Origin of the sequence: Pseudomonas sp. LAP_36, assembly GCF_019456785.1 — a bacterium.
GTDB lineage: Bacteria > Pseudomonadota > Gammaproteobacteria > Pseudomonadales > Pseudomonadaceae > Aquipseudomonas > Aquipseudomonas tritici.
This window is the reverse complement of sequence record NZ_JAHZMS010000002.1, coordinates 835,277-850,101: the sequence shown is the minus strand read 5'-3', so window position 1 is coordinate 850,101 and position 14,825 is coordinate 835,277. Positions and strand designations below refer to the sequence as shown.

Sequence of the window (14,825 nt, the reverse complement as noted above, 5' to 3'; positions counted from 1 at the left end):
GCACCCATTCAAATGTGGGAGCTGGCTGGCCTGCGATGAGGGCGTGTCAGTCACCGAAAATGTTGACTGACCCACCGCAATCGCAGGCCAGCCAGCTCCCACATTTTTACGCTGCCCACTTGAGGGATCAGCGGCGGCTGCTGACCTCGGCGGGGACGTCGTCACCGGCCATGCGCTTGCGGAACAGTCCGGTGCGGGCCAATAGCAATGTGGTCACCGGCACCGTGATCGACAACAAAATCGGAATCAACCACCCGTGCAACACCGGCCCGGATTTGAGCACCGAAAAGTAGATAATCGACGCCAATGCTACACACCACGCGCCTAATGTCGAAGCCAGTGCCGGTGGGTGCATGCGTTGAAAAAAGTCCTTCATCCGCAGTAATCCAATCGCGCCAATCAATGCAAACACACTGCTCAACACCAGCAGCACCGCGACCACCGCTTCCATCCATAACGGCATCATTCAATCACCTCCCCACGCAGCAGGAATTTCGCCAGGGCAAACGAGCCCACGAAGCCAAACAGCGCAATCAGCAGCGCCGCTTCAAAGTAGGTGTCACTGGCATAACGAATGCCCAGCACCAGCATCATTAGCATGGCCAGGATGTACAGGTAGTCCAGCGCCAATACCCGGTCTTGTGCCGACGGGCCTTTGAACAGGCGCACCAGGGTCAGCACCATGGCCAGGGAGAACAGGAACAGGCTGAACAGGATCGCGTTGGAGAGCAGGGCGCTCATTCGAAGATCTCCATCAGGGGCCGCTCGTAGGTGGTCTTGAAGTGCTCGATAAACGACGCTTCGTCCTCGAGGTCAAACACGTGCAGCAGGAGGATGCTGCGGTCCAGCGCCAGTTCCGACCAGATGGTGCCGGGCACCACCGTGGTGATCATCGACAGCGCGGCCAGGCCGTTGGCGTCGCGCAGGTCCAGGGGGATCTTGATAAAGCGCGAACGCGGCGGGCGTGAACCACAGATCAATACGCCCCAGGCCACTTGCAGGTTGGAGATGATTACATCGCGACCCACCCGGAAAAACAGGCGAATGATCACACCCGGGCGGCGGATGCGAATCGGCAGCGGGCGCAGCGGTGCCATCAACAGCGGTGCAAGAAAGCCCAGTGCGGCACCCAGCAGCAGGTTGCCAGCGCTGAGTGACACGTTCAGCACCAGCCACAACAGCCACAGGGCCAGGGACAGCCACGGGGCAGGGAACAGGCGCTTCATGGCTGCACCTCCAACGCGGCGGTCTTGGCTTCAGGGCTGGGGACGGGACGTGTTGCCATGACGGCCATCACGTAGCGTTCCGGGTTGTTCAGGCTGGCGGCGGTGGCCTGGGTGTAGCGCATCAGCGGTTCGGCCTTGAAGGTCAGCAGGATGCTAAGGCCGAGCAGAAAGAAGATCGGCACGCACTCGTAGCGACGCAGCAGCGGTGAGGGGCGCTCTTCGGGGGTCCAGAAGCGCTGGATGCCCAGGCGCGCAAAGGCGATCAGCGAAGCCAGGCCGGAGAGGATCAACAGCGCCACAAGGCCCCAGGCAGCGGGACGGATTGGCTCGTCGACACTGACGCCCAGGCCCAGCGGATTGACCAGCGCACTCAACAAGCTGAGCTTGCCGATAAACCCGGACAACGGCGGCATGCCGATAATCAGCAGCGCGCAGGCGACAAAACTCAAGCCGAGGAACGCCATGGTCCACGGAATCACCTGGCCGACGACGGCTTTCTGCTCATCATCCAGGTTGACGCCGGGGCGCGGATGCAGGGATTCCATGGCCTTGGGCAGCGCATCGATTTCTTCGTCCAGCGGCAAATCGTTGGCCGAACGCGAACGCTCGATCAGCTCAGCCAGCAGGAACAGCGCGCTTAACGCCAAGGTGGAGCTGACCAGATAGAACAGCGCGCCAGCAGTCAGGCTCGGCTGGGCGAAGCCTACCGCCGACAGCAGAATGCCGGCTGACACCAGAATGCTCAGGCTGGCCATGCGCTCTAGACGCTGCGCCGCCACCATCGCCAGCGCCGCGCAGATGATGGTCGCCATGCCGCCATACACCAGCCAGTCGCCGCCAAACAGCGCTGACGCACCGGCCTGGCCGGAGAACAGCAGGGTCCACAGGCGCAGCACGGTGTACACGCCAACCTTGGTCATGATCGCAAACATCGCCGCCACCGGCGCACTGGCCGAGGAGTAGGCCGGGGCCAGCCAGAAGTTCAGCGGCCACATGCCGGCCTTGGCCAGGAACGCGGTGGCGAGGATCGCCGCACCGGCATGCAGCAGGCCGCGATCGGCTTCCGGCACCAGCGGGATTTTCAGCGCCAGGTCGGCGAAGTTCAGCGTGCCGGTGACGCCATAGATCATCGCCGCGCCAATCAGAAACAGCGACGACGCCAGCAGGTTGATTGCGATGTAATGCAGCCCCGACGACACCCGCGCGCGGCCGGAACCGTGCAGCATCAAACCGTAAGACGCCGCCAGCAACACTTCGAAGAACACAAACAGGTTGAACAGGTCGGCGGTGAGAAACGCACCATACAACCCCATCATCTGGATCTGGAACAGTGCATGGAAACTGGTGCCCGCACGGTCCCAGCGGGCCATGGCGAACAGCAGCGCGCTCACGCCGATGATCCCGGTGAGCACCAGCATCAGCGCCGACAGTTGGTCCACCACCAGCACGATGCCAAACGGCACTTGCCAGTTGCCCGGCAGGTACACGCCGATCGAGCCGGGGCCGCCTTTTTGCGTCCAGTACAGCAGCAGAATGGCAACGCCCAGGCCAAGCATGCTCGACACCAGGTTGATCTGCGCCTTCAGCGGGCGACGTTTTTCACCCAGCATCAGCATCAGCGCGGCGGTGAGCAATGGCAGCAGGATCGGTGCGACGATCAGTTGGTTGACCCAATTCATTCCTTGGGCTCCCGGCCGTCAACATGGTCAGTACCGGTCAGGCCACGCGAGGCCAGCAGCACCACCAGAAACAGCGCGGTCATGGCGAAGCTGATCACGATCGCCGTGAGCACCAGCGCCTGGGGCAGCGGGTCGGTGTAGTTGAGCAGGTCCTGCGGCACGCCGTCCTTGATGATCGGCTCTTTACCGATAAACAGGCTGCCCATGCTGAAAATGAACAGGTTGACCCCATACGACAGCAGGCACAGGCCCATCACCACCTGGAACGTCCGTGGCCGCAGGATCAGCCAGACGCCGGAAGCGGCCAGGACTCCAATGGCAATTGCGATGACTTCTTCCATCAGGCGGCTCCTTCTGTTGCAGCAACGACCTTGGCCTGGTTGCTCGGTTTATGCGCTCGCACCGACTGGTGACCGAGGGCAGTGAGCATCAGCAGCGTCGAACCGACGACCATGGCGTACACGCCGACGTCGAAGAACAGCGCGCTGGCGACATGAATATCGCCCAGCACCGGCAGGCTGAAATGCCAGGTGTGCGTGGTGAGGAACGGGTACCCGGCAAACAATGCGCCCAGGCCCGTCAAGGTCGCGGCGAGCAGGCCGAAGCCCATCCAGCGCATCGGCCGCAGGCTCATCTGCGCCTCCACCCACTGCGTTCCGGCGACCATGTATTGCAGGATAAACGCCACCGACATCACCAACCCGGCGACAAACCCGCCGCCCGGCTGGTTATGGCCGCGCATGAACAGGTAGAACGACACCACCAGCGCAATCGGCAATAGCAGGCGCACCAGCACCGCCGGCACCATCATGAAGCCCAGGGCGGTATCGCTGGCCTGGCGCGGGTTGACCAGGTCGGTGGCCACGTCCGGCGCGAGTTGGCGCTGTTGCGCGGGCAGCTGCATGCTTTCCCTGGACGGGCGGAAGCGCCGCAGCAGGGCGTACACGGTCAGCGCCACGGCGCCGAGCACAGTGATTTCGCCGAGGGTATCGAAGCCACGGAAGTCCACCAGCATCACATTGACCACATTGCTGCCGCCGCCTTCGGGCAGGGCGCGGCTCAGGTAGAACGAGGAGATATCGTTGGGCGTCTGGCGCGTCAGCATCGCATAGGACAGCAATGCCATGCCGCCGCCGACAAAGGTGGACAGCAGGAAGTCGCGCAGACGACGGATGCGTGCCTTGCGCAGCGAACTGGGCAGTGGCGACACTTCTTCGATCCGCCTTGGCAACCAGCGCAGCCCCAGCAGGATCAGCACCGTGGTGACCACTTCGACCACCAGTTGGGTCAACGCCAGGTCCGGCGCCGAGAACCACACAAAGGTGACGCAGGTCATCAGGCCGCACACGCTGACCATGGTCAGGGCCGCCAGCCGGTGATACTTGGCTTGCCAGGCGGCACCGAGGGCGCAGGCGATCGCCAGCAGCCACAGGGTCACAAACACGATGGAGCCCGGGATTTTCGGCCGGTCGCCCCAACTGAGGCCACTGTTGATCATCGGGATCATGCCGCCGATGACCGCCACCAGCACCAGCAGAAACAGCTGGGTCTGCAGGCGCTTGGTGCTGATGCGTTTTTCGATCTTGCGCACGCCGCGCATCATCACCACCAGGCAGCGCTCAAAGCCGCGCTTGCCATTGAAGTAGCTGATGACGGGCGGGTATTTGAAGCGGCCCAACTTGAGTTGCTTGCGCAGAAGCAGGTAAAGCACCACCCCGCCGGACATGGCCACCAGGCTCATGATCATCGGCGCGTTCCAGCCGTGCCAGATCGCGAGGCTGTACTCCGGCAGCACACCGCCCACCACGGGCAAGGCGGCGGCAGCGAGGATAGAGCCGACGACCTGAGCCGGGAAAATCCCCACCAGCAGGCAAGTAAACACCAGCAGCTCAACCGGGGCGCGCATCCAGCGCGGCGGCTCGTGAGGGGTGTGCGGCAGGTCTGTCGCGGTCGGGCCGAAGAACACATCCACGGTAAAGCGCAGGGCATAGGCCACGCTGAACGTACCGGCGATGGTCGCGATCAACGGCAGGGCGAATTCCACCCATTGAGTCGAGGAGATAAAGACGGTTTCGGCGAAGAACATCTCTTTGGACAGGAAGCCATTGAGTAACGGCACGCCGGCCATGGACGCACTGGCCACCATCGCCAGGGTCGCGGTAAACGGGATCAACCGCACCAACCCGCTGAGCTTGCGGATATCCCGCGTGCCGCTTTCGTGGTCGATGATGCCCGCCGCCATGAACAGCGACGCCTTGAAGGTCGCATGATTGAGAATATGGAACACCGCAGCGACGGCGGCCAGCGGGCTGTTAAGGCCCAGCAATAAGGTGATCAGCCCGAGGTGGCTGATGGTGGAGTAGGCCAGCAGGCCCTTGAGATCATTCTGGAACATGGCGCAGTAAGCGCCGAGGAGGAGGGTGAGGGCGCCGGCGCCGCCGACGATATAGAACCATTCTTCGCTGCCGGACAGCGACGGCCACAGGCGGGCCAGCAGGAACACGCCGGCTTTCACCATCGTCGCCGAATGCAGGTACGCCGACACCGGCGTGGGAGCCGCCATCGCGTGGGGCAGCCAGAAGTGGAACGGGAACTGCGCGCTTTTGCTCAGGGCACCGATCAACACCAGGGCCAGCATGACCGGGTACAGCGCATGCGCGCGAATCTGATCGCCCGCCGCCAATACCAGGTCCAGGTCATAGCTGCCGACGATATGCCCCAGCAACATCACGCCCGCCAACAGGCACAAGCCGCCGGCGCCGGTGACCATCAACGCCATATACGCGCCGCGCCTGGCATCGGCGCGGTGGTGCCAATAGCCAATCAGCAGGAACGAGAACAGGCTGGTCAGTTCCCAGAAGAACACGATCTGGATCAGGTTGCCGGAAATCACCAGCCCGAGCATGGCGCCCATGAAGGCCAGGAAAAACGCGAAAAAGCGCGGCACCGGATCATCCGGCGACATGTAGTAACGCGCATACAGCGACACCAGCGAACCGATGCCGAGCACCAGCATCGAGAACAGCCAGGCAAACCCGTCCATGCGCAACACGAAGTTCAGCCCAAGGCTGGGCAACCACATGAATTCTTCGCGGATCACGCCACCGTGGGCGATCTGGGGGTAGAGCAGGGCGACTTGAATCGTACCAACCAGCGCCACCAGGCCTGCCAGCAGGGATTCGGTGTTACGTGCATTGTGCGGCAGCAAGGCCGCCAGACAGCTGCCGATAAAAGGCAGAAGCAGTAGAACTATCAGGGACATAGGCTTCTAATCTGCGGGAGTTTGGGATGCATCATACGTGCCGCTTTCGCGATCACCAAACGGCAAGATGTGTAAGGATCCTACAAAGTAGGCCGAAAACTCCCATAATGCATTGTTTCGAGGGAGTGGGCTTTGAAGTGCTTACCCCTGTGGGAGCCGGGCTTGCCCGCGATAGCGATTTCCCAGTCACCACAGGGTTCGGCTTTACCCCTGCTGTTCCTGTTCCCGAGCATCCCGCAATTCAAGGGCCTTCTGCCCCTTGGTCTTCATCTCACTCACAATCACCGCCGCCACAATCAACACGGCCCCCAGCATCGCAATCGGCGGGAAGCGTTCTCCGGCAATCCGCCCCACCACGCCCGCCCACACCGGCTCACCGGCATAGATCAACGTCGCCCGCGTTGGCGAAACACTCTGCTGCGCCCAATTCATCGCGACCTGAATCACCGCACTGGTCAAGCCCAGGCCCACCGCGCTGAACAGCAGTAGCCACGAAAACCCCGGCAGCGCTTCGCCCATCGGCACCACCATCAGGAACGACAGCAGCGAAGCGGTGGCCAGTTGCACAACCGTCACCCGGCGCACATCCACTTGCCCCGCGAATGCACTGATCAGGATGATTTCCGCCGCAATGGCGATGGCGCCGATGAGCGTAGCGATTTCACCGGGACTGAAATTCAACGAGGCCCCCGCCGGCCCCGTCAGCAGCATCAAGCCGGCAAACGCCAGCATGATGCCAATGCTCGGCATCAACCCCGGGCGACGGCCCAGCACCAGCCATTGCAGCAGTGGCACGAAGGGCACATAGAGCGCGGTGATAAACGCCGACTGGCTGCTCAGGATGCTCTGCAAACCGATGGTCTGCAGGCCGTAGCCAAACATGATCGCCACCCCAATAAACACACCGGCCTTCAATTCGAACAAGGTCAAGTCACGCAGGGTACGCAAGGAAAAGCAGCCCACCACAATGGCCGCAGCGGCAAAGCGCAGGCCTACGAAAAACATCGGCCCGCTGACGGTCATCGCGTGCTGCACCAGCAAAAACGTGCCGCCCCAGATCATGGTGATCACCACCAGGATGCATTCGGCTTTGCTGAAGCGGTTGAAACGCGGGGACGCGGTCGAGGTAGTCATGGCGGCTCTGATCTTGCACAGTGAGAACGCGGCACGCACAATGCGCCGCACGCTGGGCAGTATACTGCGCACACCCACCCATTGAGCAATATAGTGCACAAAGAAAATCCACAACGGGCCTCGGTCCTGCAGCACGTCAGCCAGAACGTTCGTCGCCTGCGCCACGCCGCCGACCTCAGCCAGACCGCGCTTTCGGAAAAATCCGGAGTCAGCCGACGCATGCTGGTGGCGATCGAGGCGGGGGAGAAGAATGTCAGCCTGTCCACCCTCGACCGCGTGGCCGAAGCGTTAAACGTGGCCTTCAGCGACCTCATCCAGGCGCCGGACGCGCCCGACCACAGCCGCATCAATGAGCTGGCGTGGGCCGGTGAGATTCCGGGCAGCAAGGCGGTGCTACTGGCCAAAGCCAATGCCCGGCGCGAAGTGGAATTGTGGGAGATGCGCCTGGAACCCGGTGATCGCTACAGTCCCGAGCCCGATCCGGATGGCTGGAGCGTGCAGCTGTTCGTGTATGAGGGCGCACTGACCCTGATCCTCGACGACGAAGAAAAACACGTCGTGGCGGGTGAGTTCTATATGTTCGCCAGCCGCCAATCCCACGGCTATCGCAACGAGGGTGACGTGGCGGTGTGCTTTGTGCGGACCGTGGTGATCTAACTGTTCGCCCGGCAACAGTAAATGCACACTTTGCTGGTTTGAAACGCGCTCTACTGCGCTGATTTAACAGCAAGTCGCTGATTTTATTGGCGATTAAATTCAGGCACGACTCCTGCAATCACTCCAGCATCCCATCGGAGCCTGGAGTCGGCCCATGTCTGCCCACCCTCAACACCCTGCCCATATCATCCGCTCGGACGCGGAAGCCATCGAGGTTGCCACGCGCCTGGCCGCACGGTTTGCCGTCGACGCCAGCGAGCGCGACCGCGAGCGTCGCCTGCCCATCGCTGAGCTCGACGCGTTTTCAGCCAGTGGCCTGTGGGGCATCACCATTCCCAAGGCCTACGGCGGCGCCGAGGTGGCCTATGTGACCGTGGCCGAGGTGATCAAACTGATTTCCGCCGCGGACCCTTCACTGGGCCAGATCCCACAGAACCACCTGGGCGTGGTCGACATCCTGCTGCAAACCGCGACCGAGGAACAAAAGCGTCATTACTTCGGCAAAGTCCTGGCCGGCTACCGTTTCGGCAACGCCTTCTCCGAAGCGAAGAGCAAAAATGCCGGCACCTTTGACACGCAGATTCGCTTCCATGGCGACACCGCGCAAATCAATGGCGAGAAGTTCTACTGCACCGGTGCATTGTTCGCCCACATCGTGCCCACCGTTGGCAACAACGAAAACGATCAAGCCTTCATCGCCTTCGTCGAACGTGATGCGCCGGGTCTTAGCGTGATCGACAGTTGGGACGGTTTCGGCCAGCGCACCACGGCCAGCGGCGGTGTGACCCTCGACGGCGTCACCGTGCCGCGCAGTGCGGTGATCCCCGCCCACCAGGCCTTCGACACGCCCACCGCCAACGGCCCGATCTCGCAGATTATCCAGGCCGCCGTCGACACCGGTATCGCCCTGGGCGCTCTCGAACACGCCAAGATCTACGCACGCCAGGCGCGCCCGTGGATCGACAGCCAGCAGGATCACGGCTGGCAAGACCCGTTCACCATCGCCGCCATCGCCGACCTCGAATGGCGTGTGCACGGCACCGAAGCGATTCTCGCCAAGGCCGGCAAGGCGGTCGACCAAGCACTCGCCGAACCCAGCGAAGACAGCGTGGCCCACGCCTCGCTGGTGGCCGCCCAGGCCAAAGTGCTGTCGGCCGAAACCGCCTTGCTCGCCAGCAGCAAGCTTTTCGAACTGGCCGGAACCCGTTCGGTCACCGGCAAGCACAACCTTGACCGCTTCTGGCGCAACGCGCGCACCCACACCCTGCATGACCCGGTCCGCTGGAAATACCACCTGATCGGTAACTTCGTGCTCAACGGCGTGAAACCTGCGCGTCACGCCTGGAACTGAGGAGCCTGACCTATGACCGTACTGAATCTTGCGCGCCAACTGCTTGAAACTACCCGCCACCACGTCGAGACAAGCGATGACCCGTACGTGATCAGCCGCTTCGGCGATTTGCAGATCCGCGTCGATGTCGCCGCCGCGTTGCTGGAGCGTGCCGACACTCACCCGAGCCCGGTTGCCGCCACCGAAGCGCAGATCGCCGCTGCCGAAGCCCTGATTGCCGCCAGCAACGCCGAGTTTGAACTCACCGGCCATCGCACCGCACTGCCGTCGACACTCGATGATCCGTTGCGCCTCAAATACCAAATCGTTGGCAACTACCACCTCAACGGAGTGCTTTGATGGCCCGTGAAATCCGCTTGAATGCCTTCGACATGAACTGCGTCGGCCACCAATCCCCCGGCCTGTGGGCGCATCCGCGTGATCGCTCGTGGCAGTACAAGGACCTGGAATACTGGACCGACCTCGCCAAAATCCTTGAGCGCGGCAAGTTCGACGGCCTGTTTATCGCCGACGTGTTGGGCATTTATGACGTGTACAACGGCAATGGCGACGCAGCGATTCGCCAGGCTACCCAGGTGCCGGTCAACGACCCGTTGTCGCTGATCGCGCCGATGGCGCTGGTCACTGAACACTTGGGTTTTGGCCTGACCGCCTCGTTGTCGTTCGAGCATCCTTATCCGTTCGCCCGGCGTCTCTCCACACTTGATCACCTGACCAAGGGCCGGATCGGCTGGAACATCGTCACCTCTTACCTGGAAAGCGGCGCCAAGAACCTCGGCCAGAAAGCCCAGACCGAACACGACGCGCGCTACGACTATGCCGAGGAATACCTCGAGGTTTGCTACAAGCTTTGGGAAGGCAGTTGGGAGGAGGGCGCGGTGCTGCGCGACCGCGAGCGGCGGATATTCAGCGACCCGAGCAAGATCCACGAGATCCGCCACGTGGGCAAACACTTCCAGGTGCCCGGCATTCACCTGTGTGAACCCTCGCCGCAGCGCACGCCGGTGCTGTACCAGGCGGGTGCGTCGAGCCGTGGCAAGCAGTTCGCCGCCGAACAGGCGGAATGTGTATTTGTGGCTGCGCCGTCCAAAGTGCTGCTGAAAAAGACCGTCGCCGATATCCGTCGCCGTGCCGCCGAAGCCGGGCGTGATCCGAAGAAAATCCTGATCTTCAACCTGCAGACGGTGATCGTCGGCGAGACGGACGCACAGGCAAAAGCCAAGTTCGACGACTACAAATCCTATGTCAGCTACGAGGGCGCGATGGCGCTGATCTCCGGCTGGACCGGTATCGACTTCAGCCAGTTCAAGCCGGATGAGCCGCTCAAGCATGTGCACACCAACGCGATTCAGTCGGCGGTGGAAGCATTTTCCACGGCGGACCCAGACAAGGTCTGGACGCCGAACGAACTGGCTGATTGGGTTGGCATCGGCGGCTTTGGCCCGTTGTTTGTCGGCAGCCCGGAAACCGTGGCGGACTTGCTGCAGGAATGGGTCGAAGAAACCGATGTGGACGGCTTCAACCTGGCGTATGCACTGACCCACGAAACCTTCATCGACGCCGTCGACCTGCTGGTGCCGGAGTTGCAGAGGCGCGGTGTGTATAAGACCGAATATGCCCAAGGGACGTTGCGCGAGAAGCTGTTCGGCGACGGCCCACGACTCGGAGCGAACCACCCTGGCGCCGGCTACCGCAATCTATCGGGTGTACACAAAACGAATGTGGGAGCGGCGGTGCGACGACTCGACTTGCTCGCGAAAGCGGACTGACATTCAGCATTGATGTTGACTGACCTACCGCATTCGCGAGCAAGCCCGCTCCCACATTTTGATCTTCATTGTTTGATCTATTTCAGCCAGCGGACCACCGCACGCTTAACCACCCAATAGGAGCATCTGCCTATGAGCGTGCACGAACTCAAACGCCCGCTGACCCTGGAATGGCCCGCCGAACTGCTCGGCAACCTGCCCAAGGCGCTCGAACAACTGCATCACTGGGCGCAGATCACACCGTTGCACACCGCCCTGCGCCACAAACGCCAGGGCCAGTGGTATGCCTGGCGCTGGATCGATGCATTACGTGACGTGGAGCGCCTGGCCGACGGCCTGCGCCAGCGGGGTTTCAGCGAGCAGTCGCGGCTGGCGCTCAGCGGGTCTTTCGAGCCGAACCTGCTGCTGCTGGCGCTCGCGGCGCAGGCCATCGGCGGGCAGGTCTTGACCCTGGACGATGACCTGGAGCCCGAGGCGCTGCAGCAAGACCTGTGGCGCATCCACCCCACCCATTCTTATGCGCCGGGCCGCCAACACCTGCGGCATTGGCAGTCCGCCAACCCAGTGGATTTCACCCAACTGCTCGGTCCGGTCGAACCGGCCCAGCACCTTACGCGGTGGTGGCAAGCCACCGACGAGGCCGCGCTGTGGAGCGAAGAGGGCACCCATTGGCAGGGGGGCCTGGTCGTGGTGCTGGAGCAATGGCTCAACACCGGTCACGGCCTGGCCTTCCCGGAAAGCCAGGCCTCGGCGCGGCGTGATCGCAGTGAAATTGCGCCCACCGGCTTGCTGTTGTCGCCCATACGTTTGCAGTACCTGGCCGACGAGATTGAAAGCCGCCTCGCGCCCCACGGGACCTGGCGTCGGCGCTTGTGCGACTGGGCCATCGCCCACCCGCAAAGTGGCCTGCGTCGCCTGCTGAAAAACCGTGTGCGCAAACTGCTCGGCTTCCAGCGCCTGGCCTATATCTGGCAACCCCTCAAATCCACAGCCGAGCCGACGTGGCTGGATGAATTCAAACGGGACATCGCATGAGCCAAGCCATCCTCCAGGTGCGGGATATCTCGCTGTCGTTCAAGGGCGTCAAGGCGATCAATGCGTTGTCGTTCGACGTAGTGCGCGGCGAGATCTGCGCGCTGATCGGGCCCAACGGTGCCGGTAAAAGCTCGTTGCTCAACGTGCTCAATGGCGTTTATCGCTTCGATGCCGGCGAGATTGTTTTTGAAGACCAGCACTTCCACCGCATCGATCCGTTGGGTGCCGCGCGGCGGGGCATTGGCCGCACCTTCCAGAACAACGCGCTGTTCAAGAAGATGAGCGTGCTCGACAACATCCTCACCGGCCTGTCGCGGCATATGCGCAGCAGCGTTATCGAGCAGGCTTTAGGGCTGCCCCGCGTGCGGCGAGAAGCCGAAGCGTTCCGGCTGCGTGCCCAAGGCATCCTCGAATTTCTCGAACTGCAAGCCCATCGCGATGTATTGGTCGGCAACCTGTCTTACGGCCTGCAAAAACGCGTGGAGCTGGGTCGGGCGCTGATCGCCGGCCCCAGCCTGTTGCTGCTCGACGAACCCATGGCCGGGATGAACGCCGAGGAAAAACACGAAATGGCGCGCTTCGTCGCCGACGTCAACCGGGACCTCGGCACCACCGTGGTGTTGATCGAACACGACATGGGCGTGGTCATGGGCCTGTCCGACCATGTGGTGGTGCTCGACTACGGGCGCAAGGTCGGCGACGGCACGCCCGCCGAAGTGCAGGCCAATCCCGAAGTGATCGCGGCTTACCTGGGAGCGGTGCACTGATGACGTTCTTCCTTGAAACCCTGCTCGGCGGCCTGCTCGCCGGCACCCTGTATTCGCTGGTCGCTATCGGCTTCGTGCTGATCTACAAAGCCAGCGGCGTGTTCAATTTCGCCCAGGGCTCAATGCTGCTGTTTGCGGCGCTGACCTTTGTCAGCCTGCATGAGCAGGGCGTGCCGTTTGCCCTGGCATTGCTGCTCACGGTGATCGTGATGATCGTCGGCGCCTTGCTGATTGAGCGCCTGGTGCTGCGGCCGCTGGTGAACCGCTCGCAGATCACGCTGTTCATGGCGACGCTGGGCTTGTCGTTCATCGTCGAAGGCCTGGCCCAAGGCTTGATGGGCTCGCAAGTGCGCGCGCTGGACCTGGGCATCGACGACGTGCCGCTGTTCGTTGGCCCGCTGATGCTCAGCCAGTTCGACCTGATCGCCGCCGCTGCCGCTGTGGTGCTGGTGACGGTATTGGCGCTGCTGTTCAACAAAACCCGCATCGGCGTGTCGCTGCGTGCGGTGGCGGATGACACCACGGCGGCGCTGTCCATCGGCATCAACCTTAACCGCATCTGGCAGATCGTTTGGGCCGTGGCCGGGATTGTCGGGTTGATCGCCGGGCTGCTGTGGGGCGCGCGCCAGGGTGTGCAGTTTTCGCTGTCGCTGGTGGTGCTCAAGGCCCTGCCAGTGTTGATCATTGGCGGTTTTACCTCGATTGGCGGGGCGATTGTCGGCGGGCTGATTGTCGGCGCGGCGGAGAACCTCGCCGAGGTCTACATCGGCCCGCTGATCGGCGGCGGCATCACGCCGTGGTTCGCCTACGTATTGGCCCTGGCCTTCCTGTATATCCGTCCCGCCGGCCTGTTTGGCGAGCGCGCCATCGAGCGAGTCTGAAACCATGTCGATCCCCGTTGCTCAAGAAACCGCGCCGCTGTTGCTGATCCAGCGGCGTATCCCCTGGGGCCTGATTGGCCTGTTGGCGCTGGCGTTTATCGTGGTGCCGCTGTGGGGCAATGATTATTGGCTCAATGCGATTCTGATCCCGTTTCTGGTGCTGTCGTTGGCCGGGTTGGGCCTGAACCTGCTCACCGGCTACACCGGGCAAACCTCGGTGGGCGCTGCCGGTTTCATGGCTGTCGGCGCGTTCGCCACCTACGGGTTCCTGCTGCGCTTGCCGGAGCTTGGTTTGCCGGTGGCCTTGCTCGGCGGTGGGGTTATCAGCGCTTTGGTTGGCCTGCTGTTCGGTTTGCCCAGCTCGCGGATCAAAGGCTTCTACCTGATGGTGACCACGCTGGCCGCGCAATTTTTCCTGGAGTGGCTGTTCGTCAAATTCCCCTGGTTCTACAACTACGGCTCATCCGGGACTATCTCTGCGCCGAAGCTGGCGCTGTTCGGCCATGACCTCAACACCCCGCTGGGTCGCTACCTGCTGACCCTGGTCACGGTGCTGTTGTTGACGTGGACCGCGACCAATCTGGTGCGCAGCCAGGTCGGGCGCAACTGGATGGCGATCCGCGACATGGACACCGCCGCCGCCGTGGTCGGCATTCCCGTGGTGCGCTACAAGCGCCTGGCGTTTGCGGTCAGCTCGTTCTACTTAGGGATAGCCGGCGCGCTGTGGGCCTTTGCCTACCTGGGCACGGCCAGCGCCAGCAGTTTCGATATCAACCGCTCATTCCAGATCCTGTTCATCATCATTATCGGCGGCATGGGCAGCATCGCCGGCAACTTCGTCGGCGCGGCCTTCATCAGTTTGCTGCCGATCTTTCTCAGCCATGCCGGGCAGGCGCTGTTCGGCGGTTCGGTGGATGCAGGGCAGTTGCAGAACCTGCAGAAAATCATCTTTGGCGTGTTGATCATCGTGTTCCTGATCAAGGAACCCGACGGCTTGATTCGCCTGTTGCACAACCTGCGTGACCGTGTGCGGCAGTGGCCGCTGCGTTTCTGACATTCCTCGA

General features: G+C 62.4%; 15 protein-coding genes. 8 read left to right on the top strand and 7 right to left on the bottom strand.

Annotation, left to right across the window (positions count from 1 at the left end; genetic code table 11):
- Nucleotides 1–127: 127 nt before the first annotated feature.
- The 7 genes from JBO08_RS09580 to JBO08_RS09550 all read right to left on the bottom strand — a co-directional run bounded on the left by JBO08_RS09580 (nt 128) and on the right by JBO08_RS09550 (nt 7,340).
- A complete protein-coding gene (locus tag JBO08_RS09580) occupies nt 128–466 on the bottom strand; it encodes a Na+/H+ antiporter subunit G (protein ID WP_065881836.1) in 339 nt (112 codons plus the stop codon).
- The gene (locus tag JBO08_RS09575; RefSeq protein ID WP_003211751.1) at nt 463–741 is read right to left on the bottom strand and encodes a K+/H+ antiporter subunit F; all 279 of its coding nucleotides are present in this window, start codon (nt 739–741) and stop codon (nt 463–465) included. The genes JBO08_RS09580 and JBO08_RS09575 overlap by 4 nt, the downstream gene beginning before the upstream one ends.
- Nucleotides 738–1,226 (bottom strand): Na+/H+ antiporter subunit E, encoded by a 489-nt coding sequence (locus JBO08_RS09570; protein ID WP_065881838.1) that lies wholly within the window; start codon nt 1,224–1,226, stop codon nt 738–740. Before JBO08_RS09570 ends, JBO08_RS09575 begins: the two co-directional genes overlap by 4 nt.
- Nucleotides 1,223–2,905, bottom strand: a complete 1,683-nt coding sequence (locus JBO08_RS09565; RefSeq protein WP_065890748.1) for a monovalent cation/H+ antiporter subunit D — start codon at nt 2,903–2,905, stop codon at nt 1,223–1,225. Before JBO08_RS09565 ends, JBO08_RS09570 begins: the two co-directional genes overlap by 4 nt.
- Entirely contained in the window at nt 2,902–3,246 is a 345-nt protein-coding gene (locus JBO08_RS09560; RefSeq protein WP_003192163.1) for a Na+/H+ antiporter subunit C, read from the bottom strand. The genes JBO08_RS09565 and JBO08_RS09560 overlap by 4 nt, the downstream gene beginning before the upstream one ends.
- Nucleotides 3,246–6,167 carry a monovalent cation/H+ antiporter subunit A gene (locus JBO08_RS09555; protein ID WP_220074150.1) on the bottom strand — a complete coding sequence of 974 codons (2,922 nt, stop codon included), beginning with the start codon at nt 6,165–6,167 and terminating at the stop codon, nt 3,246–3,248. Before JBO08_RS09555 ends, JBO08_RS09560 begins: the two co-directional genes overlap by 1 nt.
- A 204-nt stretch (nt 6,168–6,371) precedes the next feature.
- The gene (locus JBO08_RS09550; RefSeq protein WP_405045928.1) at nt 6,372–7,340 is read right to left on the bottom strand and encodes a DMT family transporter; all 969 of its coding nucleotides are present in this window, start codon (nt 7,338–7,340) and stop codon (nt 6,372–6,374) included.
- Between the two features lie 54 nt (nt 7,341–7,394).
- Here JBO08_RS09550 and JBO08_RS09545 point away from each other — a divergent pair, with 54 nt between their 5' ends.
- The 8 genes from JBO08_RS09545 (at nt 7,395) to JBO08_RS09510 (ending at nt 14,815) form a co-directional block, all read left to right on the top strand.
- Nucleotides 7,395–7,958, top strand: coding sequence for a helix-turn-helix domain-containing protein (locus tag JBO08_RS09545; protein WP_065873442.1), 564 nt, complete (start codon nt 7,395–7,397; stop codon nt 7,956–7,958).
- 154 nt (nt 7,959–8,112) lie between these two features.
- Nucleotides 8,113–9,309, top strand: coding sequence for an SfnB family sulfur acquisition oxidoreductase (locus tag JBO08_RS09540; RefSeq protein WP_220074152.1), 1,197 nt, complete (start codon nt 8,113–8,115; stop codon nt 9,307–9,309).
- Nucleotides 9,310–9,321: 12 nt separating this feature from the next.
- Nucleotides 9,322–9,648 carry an acyl-CoA dehydrogenase gene (locus JBO08_RS09535; protein ID WP_065873440.1) on the top strand — a complete coding sequence of 109 codons (327 nt, stop codon included), beginning with the start codon at nt 9,322–9,324 and terminating at the stop codon, nt 9,646–9,648.
- The gene (locus JBO08_RS09530; RefSeq protein WP_065873439.1) at nt 9,648–11,078 is read left to right on the top strand and encodes an LLM class flavin-dependent oxidoreductase; all 1,431 of its coding nucleotides are present in this window, start codon (nt 9,648–9,650) and stop codon (nt 11,076–11,078) included. Before JBO08_RS09535 ends, JBO08_RS09530 begins: the two co-directional genes overlap by 1 nt.
- A gap of 132 nt (nt 11,079–11,210) precedes the next feature.
- The gene (locus JBO08_RS09525) at nt 11,211–12,113 is read left to right on the top strand and encodes an AMP-binding protein (protein ID WP_065910983.1); all 903 of its coding nucleotides are present in this window, start codon (nt 11,211–11,213) and stop codon (nt 12,111–12,113) included.
- Nucleotides 12,110–12,880, top strand: coding sequence for an ABC transporter ATP-binding protein (locus tag JBO08_RS09520; RefSeq protein WP_065910984.1), 771 nt, complete (start codon nt 12,110–12,112; stop codon nt 12,878–12,880). Before JBO08_RS09525 ends, JBO08_RS09520 begins: the two co-directional genes overlap by 4 nt.
- Nucleotides 12,880–13,761: a branched-chain amino acid ABC transporter permease gene (locus tag JBO08_RS09515; protein ID WP_065910985.1), complete on the top strand. Its 882-nt coding sequence runs from the start codon at nt 12,880–12,882 to the stop codon at nt 13,759–13,761. The genes JBO08_RS09520 and JBO08_RS09515 overlap by 1 nt, the downstream gene beginning before the upstream one ends.
- Nucleotides 13,762–13,765: 4 nt before the next feature.
- Nucleotides 13,766–14,815: a branched-chain amino acid ABC transporter permease gene (locus JBO08_RS09510; protein ID WP_065881845.1), complete on the top strand. Its 1,050-nt coding sequence runs from the start codon at nt 13,766–13,768 to the stop codon at nt 14,813–14,815.
- The last annotated feature ends 10 nt before the right edge of the window (nt 14,816–14,825 follow it).